This is a genomic window from Rhodococcus sp. NPDC054953 (assembly GCF_053609225.1).
This window is the reverse complement of record NZ_JBSGXD010000006.1, coordinates 17236-33581: the sequence shown is the minus strand read 5'-3', so window position 1 is coordinate 33581 and position 16346 is coordinate 17236. Positions and strand designations below refer to the sequence as shown.

Genomic DNA, 16346 nt, shown 5'->3' with positions numbered 1-16346 from the left:
CAGCGTTCGCCGACCGCGGCCGATAGGGTCGAAATCATGAGCCTCGACATCACCACCACCCCCGCCTGGCAGACGCTGCGCACGCACCACGAGTCGGTCGCCGACCGACAGCTGCGTGAGCTGTTCGCCGAGGATCCGGGCCGGGGCACCGAGCTCACCGTCACCGCCGGTGACCTGTACATCGACTACAGCAAGCATCGGGTGGAGCGGGAGACGCTGCGCCTGCTGGTTGAGGTGGCGCGCGCGGCAGGCGTCGAGGAGCGGCGCGACGCGATGCTGCGCGGCGAGCACGTCAACACCTCCGAGGACCGCGCCGTCCTGCATACCGCGTTGCGACTGCCGCGCGACGCGCGGCTGATCGTGGACGGCCAGGACGTGGTGGCGGACGTGCACGAGGTCCTCGACCGGATGGGCGGGTTCACCGACCGGCTCCGCTCCGGCGAGTGGCGCGGCGCCACCGGCGAGCGGATCACCACGGTCGTCAACCTCGGCATCGGCGGCTCCGACCTGGGTCCGGTGATGGCGTTCCGGGCGCTGCGCCACTACGTCGACTCCGGCGTCACCGCACGGTTCGTCTCCAACATCGACCCCGCCGACCTGGTCGGCAAGCTGGCAGGCCTGGACCCGGCGACGACGCTGTTCATCGTGGCCTCGAAGACGTTCTCCACACTGGAAACGCTCACCAACGCGACGGCCGCCCGCCGCTGGCTGGTGGCGGCGCTCGGCGAGGAGGCGGTGCCGAAGCATTTCGTCGCGGTCTCGACGAACGCCGATCGGGTCGCCGAGTTCGGCATCGACCCGGCCAACATGTTCGGGTTCTGGGACTGGGTGGGGGGCCGCTACTCGGTGGACTCGGCGGTCGGGTTGTCGCTGATGTGCGTGATCGGCCGGGACGCCTTCGGCGAGTTTCTGTCCGGATTCCACCTGATCGACCGGCACTTTGCCGAGCAGCCACTCGAGTCGAACGCCCCGGTCCTGCTCGGCATGATCGGCGTCTGGTACTCGAGCTTCTTCGGCGCGGATTCGCGTGCGGTGCTGCCGTATTCGAACGACCTCGGCCGCTTCGCTGCCTACCTCCAGCAGCTGACGATGGAGTCGAACGGCAAGTCGGTGCGGGCCGACGGGTCCCCGGTGTCGACGCCGACCGGGGAGATCTTCTGGGGCGAACCGGGCACCAACGGCCAGCACGCCTTCTACCAACTGCTGCACCAGGGCACCCGGCTTGCGCCCGCCGACTTCATCGGATTCGCCGAACCCACCGACGATCTCGCCACCATCGACGGCGTCGGGTCGATGCACGACGTGCTGATGAGCAACCTGTTCGCCCAGACGAAGGTCCTCGCGTTCGGCCGGACCGCCGAGGAGATCGCTGCGGAGGGAACCGACCCGGAACTGGTGTCGCACAAGGTGATGCCGGGCAACCGGCCGTCGACGACGATCCTCGCGCCGAGGATCACGCCGTCCGTGCTCGGCCAGCTGATCGCGCTGTACGAGCATCAGGTGTTCGTGGAGGGTGTGGTGTTCGGGATCGATTCGTTCGACCAGTGGGGCGTCGAACTCGGCAAGGTACAGGCACTCGAACTTGAGCCGGTCCTCACCGCAGCGGACGCCCCGCAGCCGCAGTCCGACTCGTCGACCGACACGCTGGTGCGCTGGTACCGCGGCAGGCGCGGGCGCGCGGTCTGAGCGCCGTCGGGTCGCCCGTCACGCGACGTGCCCATGCGGCGGCAGGTGCAGCCAGGCGTCGGTGGTCCGCACGCTGCCGTGCCGGTAGGCGACCCGCGCGGCCAGATCGTTCTCGCTGAGCCAGCGCAGCGCCGCGACACCCCGACCGACCGCCGCCATCGCCGCCGCGTAGGCCCACAGTCCGTCATCCGCGATCACGGTGACGCAGTCGACTCCCGGGTCCGGCCCGTCGGACGAGACGGCGGGCGCCCTGGCCGACGCCATCGCGGAGCCCGCCCGCACCTCGACACGGTCCGCACCCCCGGCCCGCCGGGCGACGCCGGTCTCGACCTGCCACCCGCCGATCGGGCAGTGCCCCCAGGTCGCGACGACATCGTCGACCCGCACCAGCACCCCGCACTCGAGATCGTCGGCGGCGCGGCGGGCCACCCGATGCGCGGTCCCGGCCTTCGCGGTCGCGGTGAGGTCGAGGAACGTGCCGAACGGCGCGAAGACGGTGTCGCCGTCGACCCGCACGTCGTGGAAGCACGGGGCGATCGGGACCGTGCCGATCGGATCTCGGGTCTCGATCGACACCGGTGTCACCGCACCGCCCGTCATCCGGGCCGCCCACAACGCAGCACGAATCAGACCGCCGAGTTCGGTGCTGACCCGGACGGGGGTGCCCTGCGCCTGGTTGAGGCGGTGGATCTCCGCATCTCCGCTTCCGAGGTCGCAGACGGCCTTCACCTGCGCCATCGCGGCCTCCGTCAGCGCAGCCGCATCGGCGAGGGCCGCCCACTCGGTGACCCGCACCTCGACTTCGCTCCCCCACATCTTCCACACCGAACTCGGGGCCATCACACTGCACTCCACGACGATTCGACAACGCCACCCGCGGCCGGACGGGTGTTGAACCTCCAGTATGCGCCCCGTTCCTGTGGATGAACTGAAGGAATTCCGTGGGCCCTCTACGGTGGTCCCATGCCGCAAGCAGCAGCGAACGAGTACGACGTCGTCGTCATCGGCGGCGGCCCGGCCGGCGAGATCGCCGCACAGTATGCCGTCGCGGGTTCCGACCGGACCGCCGTGATCGTCGAGCACGAACTGCTCGGCGGCGAGTGCTCGTACTGGGCTTGCATGCCCAGCAAGGCGTTGCTCCGCCCCGGGTCCGTCCGCGGTTCCGCGCGAGCGATGCCCGGGGTGCGGGAACCGCTGGGAGACAGCGCACTCGACGTCCCGGCGGTGTTGGCGCGACGGGACACCTTCACCTCCCAGCACGATGACGCCGGGCAGGTCTGCTGGGCGGCCGGGGTCGGCGTCGACGTGATCCGCGGGGCGGGCCGGGTAACCGGGGAACGCACCGTCGAGGTCACCGGGGCGGACGGGGCCCGGACCGTGCTGGCCCGCTGCGCCGTCGTCCTCGCCACCGGATCGACCGCGACCATCCCCGCCACCCCGGGACTGCGGGAGGCGCTGCCGTGGACGTCCCGCGACGCAACCAACCTGGTCGACGTCCCGGAGCGGATCGCGATCGTCGGCGGCGGCGTCGTCGCCTGCGAGGCCGCGACCTGGCTGCTCGACCTCGGCGCCAGCGAGGTGACGCTCCTGGTCCGCGGGCCCGGCCTGCTGACGACGGCGGAACCGTTCGCCCGGGACGCCGTTGCTGCCGCACTCCGGTCCCGCGGGGTGACGGTCCGGACGGGCACCGAGGTGGCATCGGTGCACCGGAACGCACCACGCGCCACCGGCATCGGCCGGATCCACGGCGGACCGGTGACCCTCACCCTCCGCGACGGCACCGACCTGCAGGTGGACGAGGTGCTCGTCGCGGCCGGACGCAGGCCTGCCACCGGTGACCTCGGCCTGTCCACGCTCGGGATCGACACCCTCCGCACCGACGACCACCTCACCGTCGTCGGGGTACCCGGTGAGTGGCTGTACGCGGTCGGCGACGCCGCCGGGCGCACACCCCTGACCCACATGGGCAAGTACCACGGCCGGGTCTGCGGCGACGTGATCGCCGCCCGCGCCGAGTCCCGGCCGATCGACGGGTCCCGGCACGCGGCGACCTCCGACCGGGCCGCCGTCCCGCAGGTGGTGTTCACCACCCCGGAGGTCGCCTCGGTCGGCCGGACCGAGCAGGACGCCCGCACAGCGGGCTTCGATGTGGAGACGGTCGACCTCGACATCGCCGTCGCCGGATCGTCCCTGGCCAGAGACGACTTCGCCGGGCACGCGAAGCTCGTCATCGACCGCGCATCCGACACCCTGCTCGGGGCGACGTTCGTGGGCACCGACGTCGCCGAACTGCTGCACGCCGCCACCGTCGCGGTCGTCGGATCGGTGCCCCTGGACACCCTGTGGCACGCGGTTCCCGCCTACCCAACGGTCGCCGAGGTGTGGCTGCGACTGCTGGAGGCACGCCGTGGCTGATCCCCTGGTCGTCACCACCGCCGACGGGCCGGTGCAGGGCCGTGAACAGCACGGGTTGCGGTCGTGGCGCGGGATCCCCTACGCGACCCCACCGGTCGGCGACCTGCGCCTGCGGTCTCCCCAGCCGCTCACCCCATGGACGGCGGTGCGGGACGCCACCGAATTCGGTTGCGCGCCCCCGCAGTCGGGGCGGATGGCCGGGCCGGGTCGGACCGGCGAGGACTGCCTGACCCTGAACGTTCTCACCCCAGCGACCCCGAGCATCGAACCCCGGCCGGTGCTGGTGTTCATCCACGGCGGCGCATACAGCGGCGGAGCGGCGTCCACCCCGCTGTACCGCGGTGACGCACTCGTCCGCCGCGGCGACATCGTGTACGTCTCGATCGGCTACCGCCTCGGCGCACTCGGCTATCTCGACTTCACCGCCCTCTCCTCACCCCGGCGGCGATTCGACTCCAATCTCGGCCTGCGTGATCAGATCGCGGCGCTGCAGTGGGTGCAACGCAACATCGCCGCGTTCGGTGGCGACCCCGAGAACGTCACGGTGTTCGGGGAGTCGTCCGGAGCCAACGCCGTCACCACCCTGATGTGCACGCCGGCCGCGGCCGGCCTGTTCCGGCAGGCGATCGCCGAAAGCCCGCCCGCCGCATCCGCGTACGGCCGTGACCGCGCCACAGCGTGGTCGGCGGAGTTTCTCGAGCTGCTCGGCGCGGACGGCGACCCGGTCCGGGCCCTCACCTCGGCCACTCCCGAGGCGATGGTCCGTGCAGGCGACGCCCTCGTCGCGCGCGGCGCCGACGAGGCGCCGGGGACCCGCGCGTTCGCGCCGGTCGTGGACGGGGACCTGCTGCCCCGGCATCCGCTCGACGCGTTCGCCGCCGGTCATGCGCATCCGGTGCCGCTGATCGTCGGCACGAACGCCAACGAGGGCACAATGTTCCCGCGCTTCCTCGACATCATCCCCACCGACCCGGTGCGGATCGAGAAAATGTTCGCCGAGACGCAGCCGCGGGTGAGGGCACGCATCCTCACCGCCTACCCCCGCTACCCCGGCCGGCGCGCCGCGGTGCAACTCGGCGGCGACGTCACCTTCTGGGAGCCGTCGATCCTCGTCGCGCAGGGACACACCGCAGCGGCACCGACCTACTCCTACCGATATGACTTCGCACCGAACCTGCTGCGCTGGACCGGGTTCGGCGCAACGCACGCCACCGAACTGCTCGCCGTGTTCGGAGCGGTCGACCACCCGCTCGGGAAGGCCGCGTCCGCGCTCGGCGGGAGGGACGGCCTGCGCATGGTCACCAACATCGTGCAAACGCACTGGCTGCACTTCGCCAGGTACGGCAGGCCACGGGACACCTGGCCGCGGTACAGCATCGAGAACCGGGAAACACTGATCGTCGATGCCCCCGCCCGCATCGAGCACGACCCGGACGGGGACAAGCGCCGGGCATGGTTGGACTACCGGCACCGCCGGTGAGGTTGGACTACCGGCACCGCCGGTGAGGTTGGACTACCGGCACCGCCGGTGAGGTTGCGCGTCAAGATCCGCGGCGGCCACCGTCAAGGTCGCGTCAACGGCATTGCGATACGCCGCTGCCGCGCCGGATGCTCATTCCCGGGACGTCCCCGTCCCGTCCATGTTCGATGCACTGACACAGGAGAGCACTGATGGGTTCCGCCGAGATCATTCCGTTCCTCGACTTCGCCGCCGACTTCACCGGCGCGGCGAGCGACCTGCTTGGCGCGGTGAGCTTCTTCACCGGGTCCGCCGGGGCGGCCGAGGACCTCGCCGGGTAGCGGACCCGACACCGCCGCACCAATGATTCGAGTGGGGCCCCGACCGGGACCCCACTCGAATCATGTGCGCCGGAGACCGTGGAATCGCCACGATCTCGGGTGGGTTGGTTCGCGAGTGCTATTCCCCCGCACCGTTGTTCGGGTTGGTGCAGATGGTGCCCTCGCACGGCACCGCCTCCCCGTCGCCATTCGGGTTCTCCATCACCGCGCCGCCGTTCTCCTGCGGGTCCGTGCCTGCGCCGTGGTCCGGGTTGGTGCAGATGGTCCCCTCACATGGCACGTAGTTGCCGCTGCCATCCGGGTTCGGGATCGCATTCGGCCCGATGAAACTCCCGGCCGGGCAGCCCGGATCCTCGTTCTGCGCACAGTATTCCGCGGTCAGGTTGTTGCCGGTCGAGCCGTCCGCTCCGACCGGGCCCGCCGCCGGGGTGGTGACCGGGGCTGGTGGAACCGCCCCGTGGTGCGGCACCTCGGATGCCGGGCCCGGCACCCCGGCAGGGGCCTGCGCAGGCGCGGACGCCGGTGTCGTCGTGGTGGTCGTCGCTGCGGCCGTCGTGGTGGTGGTTGTTGTTGGTGTCGGCGTGGTGGTGGTTGTCGGCGTCGAGTCGTCGCTGCCGCAGCCCGCGGTGAACAGTGCCGCGCTCACGGCGATGATGCCGATCATGGTCCGTCCGAACAAGAGTGCACCTCCCGAGTTGCCACCCTGCCCGGTGCAGGGCCGACCCGAACGGTAGCCCGGCCTCCCCCGAAATCGGGGGAACCGGACCGTTCGGGTCACTTCAGCAGTTTCGACATCCGCCGGTCCGCGAGGACCTTACCGCCGGTCTGGCAGGTCGGGCAGTACTGGAAGGACCGGTCCGCGAACGAGACCTCGCGCACCGTGTCCCCGCAGACTGGGCAGGGCAGCCCGGTGCGGGCGTGCACCCGCATCCCGGAACGCTTCTCCCCCTTGAGCCGAGCCGCGTCCTGGCCGACCGACCGGGTGACGGCGTCGCCGAGCACCGAGCGCATCACCGCGTGCAGCGTGGAAACCTGCTCCGGCGACAACTTGTTCGCCGTCGCAAACGGCGAGAGCCGCGCCTCGTGCAAGATTTCGTCGGAGTAGGCGTTGCCGATCCCGGCAAGCAACGACTGGTCGGTGAGCGTGTTCTTGATCCGCGCCGCCGACCTCGACAACAGGTCCGCGAGCGCGGAATCGGTGACGTCGAGCGCGTCCGGGCCGAGCCTCGCGACGCCGGGCACCTCGGCGGGGGTGCGCACCAACCAGACCGCAAGCCGCTTCTGGGTTCCGGCCTCGGTGAGGTCGATCGCGGGGGTGGTGCCGTCCGGTGCGAACAGGTGCAGTCGCAACGCCAGCGGACCCTTCCCCGGTTTCGGCGGCGTCTGGCCGGGGTTGTCCTGCCAGCGCAGCCAGCCTGCCCGGGAGAGATGCGTGATCAGCCACAGCCCGTCCTCCGCGCCGCAGCGCAGGCCGAGGTGCTTGCCGAACCTGGCGGCGCCGCTGATGTCGCGGCCCTGCAGGTCGCCGATCGGCGGGTCGAATGTCTTCAGCACACTCAGCGCGGCCACGTCGACCCGTCCGATCACCGCGCCGACCGCGTGGTCGCGCAGGAACTGGGCCAGGGCTTCCACCTCGGGCAGTTCGGGCATGCCCCCAGCCTAGGGGCGTCCCGGTGTCAGCGCCTGCGGACCAGGTAGGTGTCCATGATCCAGCCCTTGCGCTCCCGCAGCTCGGCCCGCACCCGGACGATCTCCTGCGACACCTCGCGCAGGTCCCCGGCGATCAGCGTCTCGTCGGGGGTGCCGAGGTAGGCGCCCCACCAGATGTCCCAGTCCCCGCCGAGGGTGGTGAAGCTGTTCTCCGCGTCGAGCATCACCACCGCGTCCCGGACGCCGTCGGGCAAACCCTCCCGCAGCCGCCGTCCGGTGGTGGTCAGCACCGGTTCCCCGATCCGGTTGAGCACGATGCGGTGCTGCGCGGCCAGCGACGACACGCTCGTCACGCCGGGGATCACCGTGTAGGCGAAGTCGACGACGCCGCGGCCGAGCACCCGCTCGACGATCCGCAGCGTGCTGTCGTACAGCGACGGGTCCCCCCACACCAGGATCGCGCCGACCCCGTCCACCGCCGCGAAGGCCTCCTCGAAGATCGCGGCGCGGCGGTCGTGCCAGTCGTCGACGACGCCCTCGTAGTTGCTCGGGGTCCGATCGCGGGGCGGGTCGACGATGTCGACGATCCGGTAGTCGCCACGCATGTGCTCGTCGAGCAGGCCGGTGCGCAGGTCGACGAGGTCCTGCTTCTCCTCGCCCTTGCCGATGACGAAGAACACCTCGGCCCGGTTCATGGCCTTGACTGCCTGGATCGTCACCTGGTCGGGGTCACCGGCGCCGACGCCGATCACGAGGAGTTCACGCATAGGCGCAGGCTAGCGCCCGTGAGTCCTTCCGGTCCTTCACGGGGCCGGAAGGACTCACGGGCGGCGGAGCCGCCTAGAATGGCCGCCGTGCACACCCCGTACGAAGACCTGCTCCGCCTCGTCATGGACACCGGGACCCCGAAGGCGGACCGGACGGGCACCGGGACCCGCAGCGTGTTCGGTCACCAGATGCGCTTCGACCTGCGCGAGGGCTTCCCGCTGGTCACCACCAAGAAGGTGCACCTCAAGTCGATCGTGTACGAGCTGCTGTGGTTCCTGCGCGGCGACTCCAACGTCGGCTGGCTGCGCGAGCACGGCGTCACGATCTGGGACGAGTGGGCGGACGCCGACGGTGAGCTCGGCCCGGTGTACGGCGTGCAGTGGCGGTCCTGGCCGACCCCGGACGGCGAGCACATCGACCAGATCACCAAGGTCATCGAGACCCTGCGAACGAACCCGGATTCGCGGCGGATGATCGTCTCGGCGTGGAACGTCGCCGACCTGGACGCGATGGCGCTGCAGCCGTGCCACGCGTTCTTCCAGTTCTACGTCGCGGAGGGGAAGCTCAGCTGCCAGCTGTACCAGCGCAGCGCGGACCTGTTCCTCGGGGTGCCGTTCAACATCGCCAGCTACGCGCTGCTCACCCACATGGTCGCGCAGCAGACCGGTCTTGAGGTCGGCGAGTTCATCTGGACCGGCGGCGACTGCCACATCTACGACAACCATCTCGACCAGGTCACCGAGCAGTTGTCGCGCGACCCGTACCCGTACCCGACGCTGGCGCTGCACAAGCGGGACTCGATCTTCGACTACACCTTCGACGACGTGCAGATCACCGGCTACCGGCACCATCCCGCCATCAAGGCACCGGTGGCGGTGTGATGCTCGGCGCGATCTGGGCGCAGGCCCGCGGCGGCGTGATCGGCAGGGGCAACACCATCCCGTGGCGGATCCCCGAGGACATGGCCGCCTTCAAGGCGGTCACCAGCGGACACCCGGTGATCATGGGCAGGCGGACCTGGGACTCGCTGCCGCCGCGGTTCCGGCCGCTGGTCGATCGCCGGAACATCGTCGTCACCCGGGACCGGGACTGGTCCGCGGACGGCGCCGAGGTCGTGCACTCCGTCGACGACGCGATCACCCTGGCCGCCGACAACCACGAGGCGTGGGTCATCGGCGGCGGCGAGATCTACGCCGCCGCGCTCGGCCGGGCCGATCGGCTGGTCGTCACCGAGGTCGACCTCGACGTGGACGGCGACGCGTACGCCCCCGCGCTCGGCCCCGAGTGGGTCGCGTTGAGCACCGGCGACTGGCAGGAGTCGAGCCGCGACGGCACCCGATTCCGCTTCGTCACCTACGCCCGAGCCTGAGCGTCCCGGCGAGTTCTCCGCCGCCCGGCGCAGGGTGGGCCATACTGCAGGGGCAGGACCTCCCAGTCGGTCTTTCCCAGCGAGAGGCAGCCCCATGGACAAGAAGTCGCTGACCGCCGTTGCGCGGCAACAACTCAAGCTCGCCAACGCCGCGTCCAGCGGACGGAGTTCGCAGACGATCTACGGCGGCCATCAGCGCAGCCTGCGGCAGACCGTCGTCGCGTTGACCGCCGGGCAGGAGCTCGCCGAGCACGACTCCCCCGGCGAGGCAACGCTCCTGGTGCTCAGCGGCACCCTCACCCTGATCGCGGGCGACGACTCCTGGAAGGGATCGACCGGCGACCTGCTGGTGATCCCCGCCGTCCGGCACCGCGTCGAGGCGGTCGAGGACGTTGCCTTCCTGCTGACCGTCGCGAAGTAGCCACCCGCAACGGCCGGAGGTTGTCCGGATGAGCGAGTTGTTCGAACGCGACGGGGTCGTCGGCGACCTGCACCGACCCGCGGGCGATCCGGTGGCGGCGCTGCTGCTGACGCACGGAGCGGGGGGCGACCGCACCGCGCGACTGCTGCAGGGTGCGGCCGCCGACTTCGCCGCAGCGGGCGTGCTGGTGTTGCGCTACGACCTGCCGTTTCGGCAGCGGCGACCGAAGGGACCCCCGAGCCCGTCCACCGCGGGCCAGGACCGGGACGGCATCGCGGCCGCGGCGGACGCGATCCGCGAGTCGGTCACCGCGCCGGTCGTGCTCGGCGGCCATTCGTACGGCGGACGGCAGGCGTCGATGATCGCCGCCGAGCGGCCGGGGATCTGCGACGGACTGCTGCTGTTCTCGTACCCCCTGCACCCGCCGGGCAAACCGGAGAAGGCCCGCACCGCGCACCTGCCGGATCTGCGCTGCCCCGCCGTCTTCGTGCACGGCACCCGCGACCCGTTCGGCACTCCGGACGAGATGCGCGCGGCGATGGACCTGATCGCCGCGCCGCACACCCTGGTCCTCGTCGACGGGAGGGGGCACGATCTCGCGCCAGACCGGAGCCCGGCGGTACCGCTCGCGGTGGAGGCCGCGACCAGCGCATTCGGGTGGGGGTGAGCCCTCCGCGCCGGGGCGGCGTCACCGCGTTTGCCAGTATGGAGTGATGGGTGCCAATCTGCTGATCGTCGAGGACGACGACCGTGTCCGGGCCGCGCTGCGGCTGGCGCTCGAGGACGAGGGGTACGACGTCGACGAGGCGCCGGACGCGGAAACCGCGCTGGACCACCTCCGACGCAGCGGTCCCCCGGACGTGATGATCGTCGACCTGATGCTCGGCGAGATGGACGGCTTCACATGCATCCGCCTGGTCCGGCAGGGCCACGACGTGCCGATCATCGTCGTCAGCGCGCGGGATGACACCCACGACGTGGTCGCCGCGCTGGAGGCGGGCGCCGACGACTACGTGACGAAGCCGTTCGAGATCAAGGAGATCACCGCCCGGATGCGGGCCCTGCGCCGTCGCGCCGGTGCGACCGGCGAACCGAGCACGCCCGCCGACATCATCCTCGACCCGGACCCGCGGGCCCCGCTGGTGCTCTCCCCCGGCGGCGGCGTCGTCCGGCGCGGCGACGAGCAGGTGCACCTCACCCTGACCGAGTTCCGGCTGCTGTGCGAGCTGGCCCAGTCGCCGGGGCTGGTCCTGAGCCGCGCCATCCTCCTCGAGCGGGTGTGGGATCGCGGCTTCTTCGGCGACGAACGGATCGTCGACGTGCACGTGCGCCGGCTGCGGACCAAGATCGAGCACGACTCGTCGGCGCCGCGCATCGTCGTCACCGTCCGCGGACTCGGCTACCGGTTCGATGCCCCGCGGTAGGTTCCGCCTGCGTGGGCTGGGTCTGCGCAACCGGGTCATTCTGTCGTTCGCGGTCGGGGCGGCGCTGGTGTCGTTGGTGCTGTCGTTGGCCGTGTTCACCACCAGCCGCGAGTACATGGTGGGACAGCGGGAGCGGTCGGCGCAGCGCCAGACCGCCACCCACGCCGACTTCGTCCGCAGCGTGCTGTACGCGTCGGATGCCCCCGCCGAGGATGTGTTGCGCGCGGTCGATCTGCCCGCGGGCACCGTGCTGTTGCTGGACCGGCAGGCGCGGTGGTCCACCTCCGACCCGGGCATCGCACCGACCCTGCTGCCCGACGAGCTGCGGGCGTCGTCGGCGGACGAGGGCAGCGCGACCATGCACGCCACCATTGCGGGCAGGCCCTACATCGGCGTGCGGTTGGTCCTCAACGATGCGGGCGACATCCTGTACGAGTTGGCGCCGCTCGACGAACTGCACTCGACGCTGCGGATTCTGCGCATCGTCCTGATCTCCTGCGCGATGCTGACCACCGCCGCCGGCGCCGCGGTCGGGTTCTGGGCGAGTCGGCGGGTCCTGAAGCCGCTGCACGAACTCGCGGGGACGGCCGCCCAGATCTCGGGCGGCGATCTCACCACCCGGCTGACCCTCACCCGGGATCGGGACCTGGACACGATCACGACCTCCTTCAACACGATGGTGGACTCGCTGCACCAGCGGATCGAGCGCGAGCGCCGGTTCTTCGGCGACGTCAGTCACGAACTGCGCACGCCGTTGACCACGCTGATCACCAGCGTCGCCGTGCTCGATCGGCAGCGAAGGGAGATGCCGGAGCGGTCCGGTCGGGCGCTGGACCTGATCACCGCCGAACTCGACCACCTGCGACGGCTGCTCGACGACCTGCTGGCGTTGGCGCGGTCCGAGGCGGGGTTGCACCAGGACGAGCTGGAGCCGATGTCGGTGGCGGACCTGCTCACCCACACCATGGTCCGCTCGCGTCGGTCCCCGCAGCTGGTGACGATCGAGTCGGACGGCCGGGTCGAGGGGCGCAAGCTGGCGCTGGAGCGGGCGCTGGCGAATCTGATGGACAACGCCGACCGGCACGGCGGCGGCCTGGTCGGCATCACGATCCGGGTGCACGGGCCGGTGGTCCTGATCGACGTGGACGACCGCGGCCCCGGCGTCCGGGCCGCCGATCGGAATCGGATCTTTGAACGCTTCGCGACCGCCCATCCGGGGCGGCGCTCGGCGACCGGGTCGGGAACGGGGCTGGGTCTGGCGCTGGTCGCCGAGACCGTTGCCGCGCACGGAGGGACGGTGACCTGCGGGGATCGCCCCGGCGGCGGGGCCAGATTCACCATCACGCTTCCGTGTCTCCCCGAATCGGATCCGTAACACGATCGCAAAACAGGCGACCGGATCACCTCAACATCGTTCGCGCACGCTGGAGTGCGAAGCCGTCACCTGACAGCGCGGCCGAGCCGCGCCCGACACTGCGGCCGGGCTGCGCTCCTGTCATCAGCGGCCTAGCCGCTCGTGTCATCAGCGGCGAAGACGCTCCCCGTCCCCCGTGTGTCAGCGCGGCGACGGGCCAAGCCGAACGGAGGCCCATGCCCGACCTTCTCGACCCTCCCGCGCACGAAGGAACGACGGTGCTGCGCAGGCCGCGCCTGTCCGACTCCATCCGGATGCAGCAGATCGCGAAGGATTCGCGGGTGCTCGACGTGAACTCGGCGTACGCCTACCTGTTGTGGTGCCGCGACTTCCCGAACACGTCCGCCGTCGCCGAGATCGACGGGCGGGTGGCGGGGTACGTCACCGGCTATGTGCGTCCCGAATCCCCGGACACCCTGTTCATCTGGCAGGTCGCGGTCGACGAGGCCGCCCGCGGGCGGGGTGTCGGTGTCGCGATGCTGGACCGAATCCTCGACTGGACAAGAGGATTCGGTGTCCGGTTCCTCGAAACCACCATCACGGCGGACAATCCCTCGTCGATTGCGATGTTCACCGCACTCGCCAGGCGGCGCGACACCGGCATCTATGCCCGCCCCCTGTTCGCGGCCGACCACTTCCCCGAGGGGCACGCCGCAGAAGACCTGTACACCATAGGACCGATCCACGGAGGCGGACGCCGATGACCACAGTTCTCTCGCCCGACACGACGATCTTCGACCAACGCGAATCCGAGGTTCGCAGCTATAGCCGGTCCTGGCCGACCGTGTTCACCCGGGCCAGGGGCACCTGGATCCAGGACGAGACCGGCCGCGACTACGTCGACTTTTTCGCAGGCGCAGGCGCACTCAACTACGGACACAACAACCCCGTCCTCAAACGCGCCCTCATCGACTACCTCGAATCCGACGGCATCACCCACGGACTCGACATGCACACCACCGCAAAGCGACGCTTCCTCGAAACCTTCGACGACCTCATCCTCACCCCCCGCCGACTCGACTACAAAGTCCAATTCCCCGGACCCACCGGCACCAACGCCGTCGAAGCCGCCCTCAAACTCGCCCGCAAGGTCACCGGCCGAGAATCGATCGTCAACTTCACCAACGCCTTCCACGGCATGACCCTCGGATCACTCTCCGTCACCGGCAACTCCATGAAACGCGCAGGCGCCGGCATCCCCCTCGTCCACTCCACCCCCATGCCCTTCGACAACTACTTCGACGGCGAAACCCCCGACTTCCACTGGTTCGAACGCGTCCTCGACGACAGCGGCAGCGGACTCAACCGCCCCGCCGCCGTCATCGTCGAAACCGTCCAGGGCGAAGGCGGCGTCAACATCGCCCGCCCCGAATGGCTCCGCGCCCTCGCCGACCTCTGCTCCACCCGCGGCATCCTCCTCATCGTCGACGATGTCCAAATGGGCTGCGGCCGCACCGGACCCTTCTTCTCCTTCGAGGTCGCAGGCATCACCCCCGACATCGTCACCCTCTCCAAGTCCATCGGCGGCTACGGCCTCCCGATGGCCCTCACCCTCTTCAAACCCGAACTCGACGTCTGGTCCCCCGGCGAACACAACGGCACCTTCCGCGGCAACAACCCCGCCTTCGTCACCGCCACCGCCGCCCTCGAGCAGTACTGGGCCGACGACCTGCTCAGCCTGTCGACCGCGTCGAAGGGCAAGCGGATCGGTGAGATCTTCGCCAACCTCGCGGATTCGTTCGACGGGGTCAGCACCCGCGGGCGCGGCATGGTGCAGGGCCTGGTATTCGACGATCCCGGCAAGGCGGTCAAGGTCTGTGGTCTCGCCTACGACGAGGGACTACTCGCCGAGACGTCCGGCCCCTCCGACGAGGTCGTGAAACTCCTTCCGCCGCTGACGATCACGAGCGAGGAACTCAATCACGGCCTGAGCATTCTCGCCGAGGCGACCGCGAAGGTGTGTGCCTGACATGATCGTGCGTACCACCGACGAGATCACCGACACCGACCGCGACATCACCAGCGAGGACGGCAACTGGCGCTCGAAGCGGATCGTCCTGGCCGGCGACGGCGTCGGATTCTCCTTCCACGAAACCACCATCGCCGCCGGATCGGTCAACGAGTTCCACTACGCCAACCACATCGAGGCGGTCTGGCTGATCGAGGGCGACGGCATCCTCACCGACCTCGACACGGGCGAGGTGCACCGGTTGCGTCCGGGCACCATGTACCTGCTCGACGGCAACGAGCGGCACCGGGTCGAACCGGTCACCCGGATGCGGATGCTGTGCGTGTTCAATCCCCCGGTCACCGGGCGGGAGGTGCACGACGAGAACGGCGTCTACCCGCTGCTCACCGTCGCCGAGCGCGAGCCCGTCGATGCCGATGCGTGAGGGCGTCGACCGCTATCCCAGTCGGGTGGCCGACCTGCCCGAGGTGCTGGACCGCCTCGACCCGGTCCTGTGGGGCACCGACCGGCATCCCGAACTGGCGCACTTCGAGGAGAACGGCTACCTGCAGCGGATGCGGGCGATCTCGGACGAGACCGCGGCGGCGTGCCGGGCGGAGATCGAGCGGATCCGGTCGGATCCGGCGCTGGCCGGGGACGAGCGGATCGTGCGGGAGGAGTCGAACGCCGACGTTCGATCGATCTTCGACGTCGTCGCGCTCAGCGCGGTGGTGCGGGAGGCGATCGCCGAGTCGGGCGCCGCGGACCTGGCCCGACGGATCCTCGGCAGCGAGGTGTACATCCACCAGAGCCGGCTCAACCACAAGCCGGGCTTCGTTGGCGGCGCGTTCTACTGGCACTCCGACTTCGAGACCTGGCACGCCGAGGACGGAATGCCGGCGCCGCGGGCAGTGAGCGCGTCGATCGCGTTGACCCCCAATGAGCCCCACAATGGTCCGTTGATGATCCTGCCGGGCACCCAGTGGGTGTTCGTGCAGTGCCGCGGCGAAACCCCACCGGACCACCACCGCGAATCACTGGTGACGACGACACCCCGGATCGGGGTTCCGTCGGAGACGGCGGTCACCGAACTGGCCGCCGTGCACGGCATCGACGTGCTCACCGGGCCCGTCGGGTCGATGACCGTGTTCGACAGCAACGTGCTGCACGCGTCGGGCGGCAACATCACCCCGGTGCCGCGCTCGAACATCTTCGTCGTCTTCAACAGCGTCTCCAACCGGCTCCAGCACCCGTACGCGGCGAGCACCCCCCGCCCGCTCCACCTGGCCGCGCGGGGCTGACCCGCGAGCCCGGCACCGGACCCCGGGGGGAAGGGCCCCAGGCGGAGCGGGGGGGGGGGGGAAGGGCCACCCGAAGGACGGAGCAAGACGTCGGGGCAAGGTCACAAATAACCTCTACGGAGGGGGGAGTGCTCCCCACACCCCTTCGGT

The 16346-nt window shown here is 70.3% G+C and carries 18 protein-coding genes; 14 read left to right on the top strand and 4 right to left on the bottom strand.

Going from position 1 to position 16346, the window contains the following annotated elements; translation table 11 throughout:
• Positions 1 to 36: 36 nt before the first annotated feature.
• Positions 37 to 1686 carry a glucose-6-phosphate isomerase gene (gene pgi / locus ACWF62_RS06210; protein ID WP_452629645.1) on the top strand — a complete coding sequence of 550 codons (1650 nt, stop codon included), beginning with the start codon at positions 37 to 39 and terminating at the stop codon, positions 1684 to 1686.
• An 18-nt stretch (positions 1687 to 1704) separates the two neighbouring features.
• Here the strand turns inward: pgi and ACWF62_RS06205 are convergent, their stop codons facing one another.
• A complete protein-coding gene (locus tag ACWF62_RS06205; RefSeq protein WP_378569633.1) occupies positions 1705 to 2526 on the bottom strand; it encodes an FAD:protein FMN transferase in 822 nt (273 codons plus the stop codon).
• Between the two features lie 123 nt (positions 2527 to 2649).
• Between ACWF62_RS06205 and ACWF62_RS06200 the strand changes: the two genes are divergently transcribed.
• From ACWF62_RS06200 to ACWF62_RS06190, 3 genes are all read left to right on the top strand, one after another.
• Complete coding sequence (locus ACWF62_RS06200; protein WP_452629644.1) at positions 2650 to 4101, top strand: dihydrolipoyl dehydrogenase family protein; 1452 nt, start codon at positions 2650 to 2652, stop codon at positions 4099 to 4101.
• Positions 4094 to 5581: a carboxylesterase/lipase family protein gene (locus ACWF62_RS06195; protein WP_452629643.1), complete on the top strand. Its 1488-nt coding sequence runs from the start codon at positions 4094 to 4096 to the stop codon at positions 5579 to 5581. Before ACWF62_RS06200 ends, ACWF62_RS06195 begins: the two co-directional genes overlap by 8 nt.
• Positions 5582 to 5772: 191 nt before the next feature.
• Positions 5773 to 5901 (top strand): hypothetical protein, encoded by a 129-nt coding sequence (locus ACWF62_RS06190; RefSeq protein ID WP_452629642.1) that lies wholly within the window; start codon positions 5773 to 5775, stop codon positions 5899 to 5901.
• Positions 5902 to 6019: 118 nt separating this feature from the next.
• Here ACWF62_RS06190 and ACWF62_RS06185 read toward each other — a convergent pair whose 3' ends face one another.
• The 3 genes from ACWF62_RS06185 to cobF all read right to left on the bottom strand — a co-directional run bounded on the left by ACWF62_RS06185 (position 6020) and on the right by cobF (position 8318).
• Positions 6020 to 6580 (bottom strand): hypothetical protein, encoded by a 561-nt coding sequence (locus ACWF62_RS06185; RefSeq protein ID WP_452629641.1) that lies wholly within the window; start codon positions 6578 to 6580, stop codon positions 6020 to 6022.
• A gap of 95 nt (positions 6581 to 6675) precedes the next feature.
• Entirely contained in the window at positions 6676 to 7551 is an 876-nt protein-coding gene (locus ACWF62_RS06180) for an Fpg/Nei family DNA glycosylase (protein WP_378569629.1), read from the bottom strand.
• A 26-nt stretch (positions 7552 to 7577) separates the two neighbouring features.
• On the bottom strand, positions 7578 to 8318 hold the full coding sequence (gene cobF, locus ACWF62_RS06175; RefSeq protein ID WP_378505580.1) for a precorrin-6A synthase (deacetylating): 741 nt from the start codon (positions 8316 to 8318) through the stop codon (positions 7578 to 7580).
• Positions 8319 to 8396: 78 nt separating this feature from the next.
• Between cobF and ACWF62_RS06170 the strand changes: the two genes are divergently transcribed.
• From ACWF62_RS06170 to ACWF62_RS06125, 10 genes are all read left to right on the top strand, one after another.
• On the top strand, positions 8397 to 9200 hold the full coding sequence (locus ACWF62_RS06170; protein ID WP_378505579.1) for a thymidylate synthase: 804 nt from the start codon (positions 8397 to 8399) through the stop codon (positions 9198 to 9200).
• Positions 9200 to 9688, top strand: a complete 489-nt coding sequence (locus ACWF62_RS06165; RefSeq protein WP_378505578.1) for a dihydrofolate reductase — start codon at positions 9200 to 9202, stop codon at positions 9686 to 9688. The genes ACWF62_RS06170 and ACWF62_RS06165 overlap by 1 nt, the downstream gene beginning before the upstream one ends.
• Positions 9689 to 9782: 94 nt before the next feature.
• On the top strand, positions 9783 to 10109 hold the full coding sequence (locus ACWF62_RS06160; protein ID WP_378505577.1) for a cupin domain-containing protein: 327 nt from the start codon (positions 9783 to 9785) through the stop codon (positions 10107 to 10109).
• Between the two features lie 28 nt (positions 10110 to 10137).
• Positions 10138 to 10776 carry an alpha/beta hydrolase family protein gene (locus ACWF62_RS06155; protein WP_452629639.1) on the top strand — a complete coding sequence of 213 codons (639 nt, stop codon included), beginning with the start codon at positions 10138 to 10140 and terminating at the stop codon, positions 10774 to 10776.
• Between the two features lie 46 nt (positions 10777 to 10822).
• Positions 10823 to 11533, top strand: a complete 711-nt coding sequence (locus ACWF62_RS06150; protein ID WP_378569628.1) for a response regulator — start codon at positions 10823 to 10825, stop codon at positions 11531 to 11533.
• The gene (locus ACWF62_RS06145) at positions 11520 to 12908 is read left to right on the top strand and encodes an ATP-binding protein (RefSeq protein WP_452629638.1); all 1389 of its coding nucleotides are present in this window, start codon (positions 11520 to 11522) and stop codon (positions 12906 to 12908) included. The genes ACWF62_RS06150 and ACWF62_RS06145 overlap by 14 nt, the downstream gene beginning before the upstream one ends.
• 215 nt (positions 12909 to 13123) lie before the next feature.
• Positions 13124 to 13651, top strand: a complete 528-nt coding sequence (gene ectA, locus ACWF62_RS06140) for a diaminobutyrate acetyltransferase (protein WP_378505573.1) — start codon at positions 13124 to 13126, stop codon at positions 13649 to 13651.
• On the top strand, positions 13648 to 14916 hold the full coding sequence (gene ectB / locus ACWF62_RS06135) for a diaminobutyrate--2-oxoglutarate transaminase (protein WP_452629637.1): 1269 nt from the start codon (positions 13648 to 13650) through the stop codon (positions 14914 to 14916). Before ectA ends, ectB begins: the two co-directional genes overlap by 4 nt.
• A 1-nt stretch (position 14917) precedes the next feature.
• Positions 14918 to 15340 (top strand): ectoine synthase, encoded by a 423-nt coding sequence (locus ACWF62_RS06130; protein WP_452629636.1) that lies wholly within the window; start codon positions 14918 to 14920, stop codon positions 15338 to 15340.
• A complete protein-coding gene (locus ACWF62_RS06125; protein WP_378571586.1) occupies positions 15333 to 16196 on the top strand; it encodes a phytanoyl-CoA dioxygenase family protein in 864 nt (287 codons plus the stop codon). The genes ACWF62_RS06130 and ACWF62_RS06125 overlap by 8 nt, the downstream gene beginning before the upstream one ends.
• Positions 16197 to 16346: the final 150 nt, after the last annotated feature.

Bases quoted from the DNA above. Each gene is read 5' to 3' on its own strand.
- ACWF62_RS06180 (WP_378569629.1), bottom strand. From the start codon at position 7,551: ATGCCCGAACTGCCCGAGGTGGAAGCCCTGGCCCAGTTCCTGCGCGAC.
- ACWF62_RS06170 (WP_378505579.1), top strand. From the start codon at position 8,397: ATGGCCGCCGTGCACACCCCGTACGAAGACCTGCTCCGCCTCGTCATG.
- cobF (WP_378505580.1), bottom strand. From the start codon at position 8,318: ATGCGTGAACTCCTCGTGATCGGCGTCGGCGCCGGTGACCCCGACCAG.
- ACWF62_RS06165 (WP_378505578.1), top strand. From the start codon at position 9,200: ATGCTCGGCGCGATCTGGGCGCAGGCCCGCGGCGGCGTGATCGGCAGG.
- ectB (WP_452629637.1), top strand. From the start codon at position 13,648: ATGACCACAGTTCTCTCGCCCGACACGACGATCTTCGACCAACGCGAA.
- pgi (WP_452629645.1), top strand. From the start codon at position 37: ATGAGCCTCGACATCACCACCACCCCCGCCTGGCAGACGCTGCGCACG.
- ACWF62_RS06150 (WP_378569628.1), top strand. From the start codon at position 10,823: ATGGGTGCCAATCTGCTGATCGTCGAGGACGACGACCGTGTCCGGGCC.
- ACWF62_RS06130 (WP_452629636.1), top strand. From the start codon at position 14,918: ATGATCGTGCGTACCACCGACGAGATCACCGACACCGACCGCGACATC.
- ACWF62_RS06160 (WP_378505577.1), top strand. From the start codon at position 9,783: ATGGACAAGAAGTCGCTGACCGCCGTTGCGCGGCAACAACTCAAGCTC.
- ACWF62_RS06190 (WP_452629642.1), top strand. From the start codon at position 5,773: ATGGGTTCCGCCGAGATCATTCCGTTCCTCGACTTCGCCGCCGACTTC.
- ACWF62_RS06145 (WP_452629638.1), top strand. From the start codon at position 11,520: ATGCCCCGCGGTAGGTTCCGCCTGCGTGGGCTGGGTCTGCGCAACCGG.
- ectA (WP_378505573.1), top strand. From the start codon at position 13,124: ATGCCCGACCTTCTCGACCCTCCCGCGCACGAAGGAACGACGGTGCTG.
- ACWF62_RS06125 (WP_378571586.1), top strand. From the start codon at position 15,333: ATGCGTGAGGGCGTCGACCGCTATCCCAGTCGGGTGGCCGACCTGCCC.
- ACWF62_RS06155 (WP_452629639.1), top strand. From the start codon at position 10,138: ATGAGCGAGTTGTTCGAACGCGACGGGGTCGTCGGCGACCTGCACCGA.
- ACWF62_RS06200 (WP_452629644.1), top strand. From the start codon at position 2,650: ATGCCGCAAGCAGCAGCGAACGAGTACGACGTCGTCGTCATCGGCGGC.
- ACWF62_RS06205 (WP_378569633.1), bottom strand. From the start codon at position 2,526: ATGGCCCCGAGTTCGGTGTGGAAGATGTGGGGGAGCGAAGTCGAGGTG.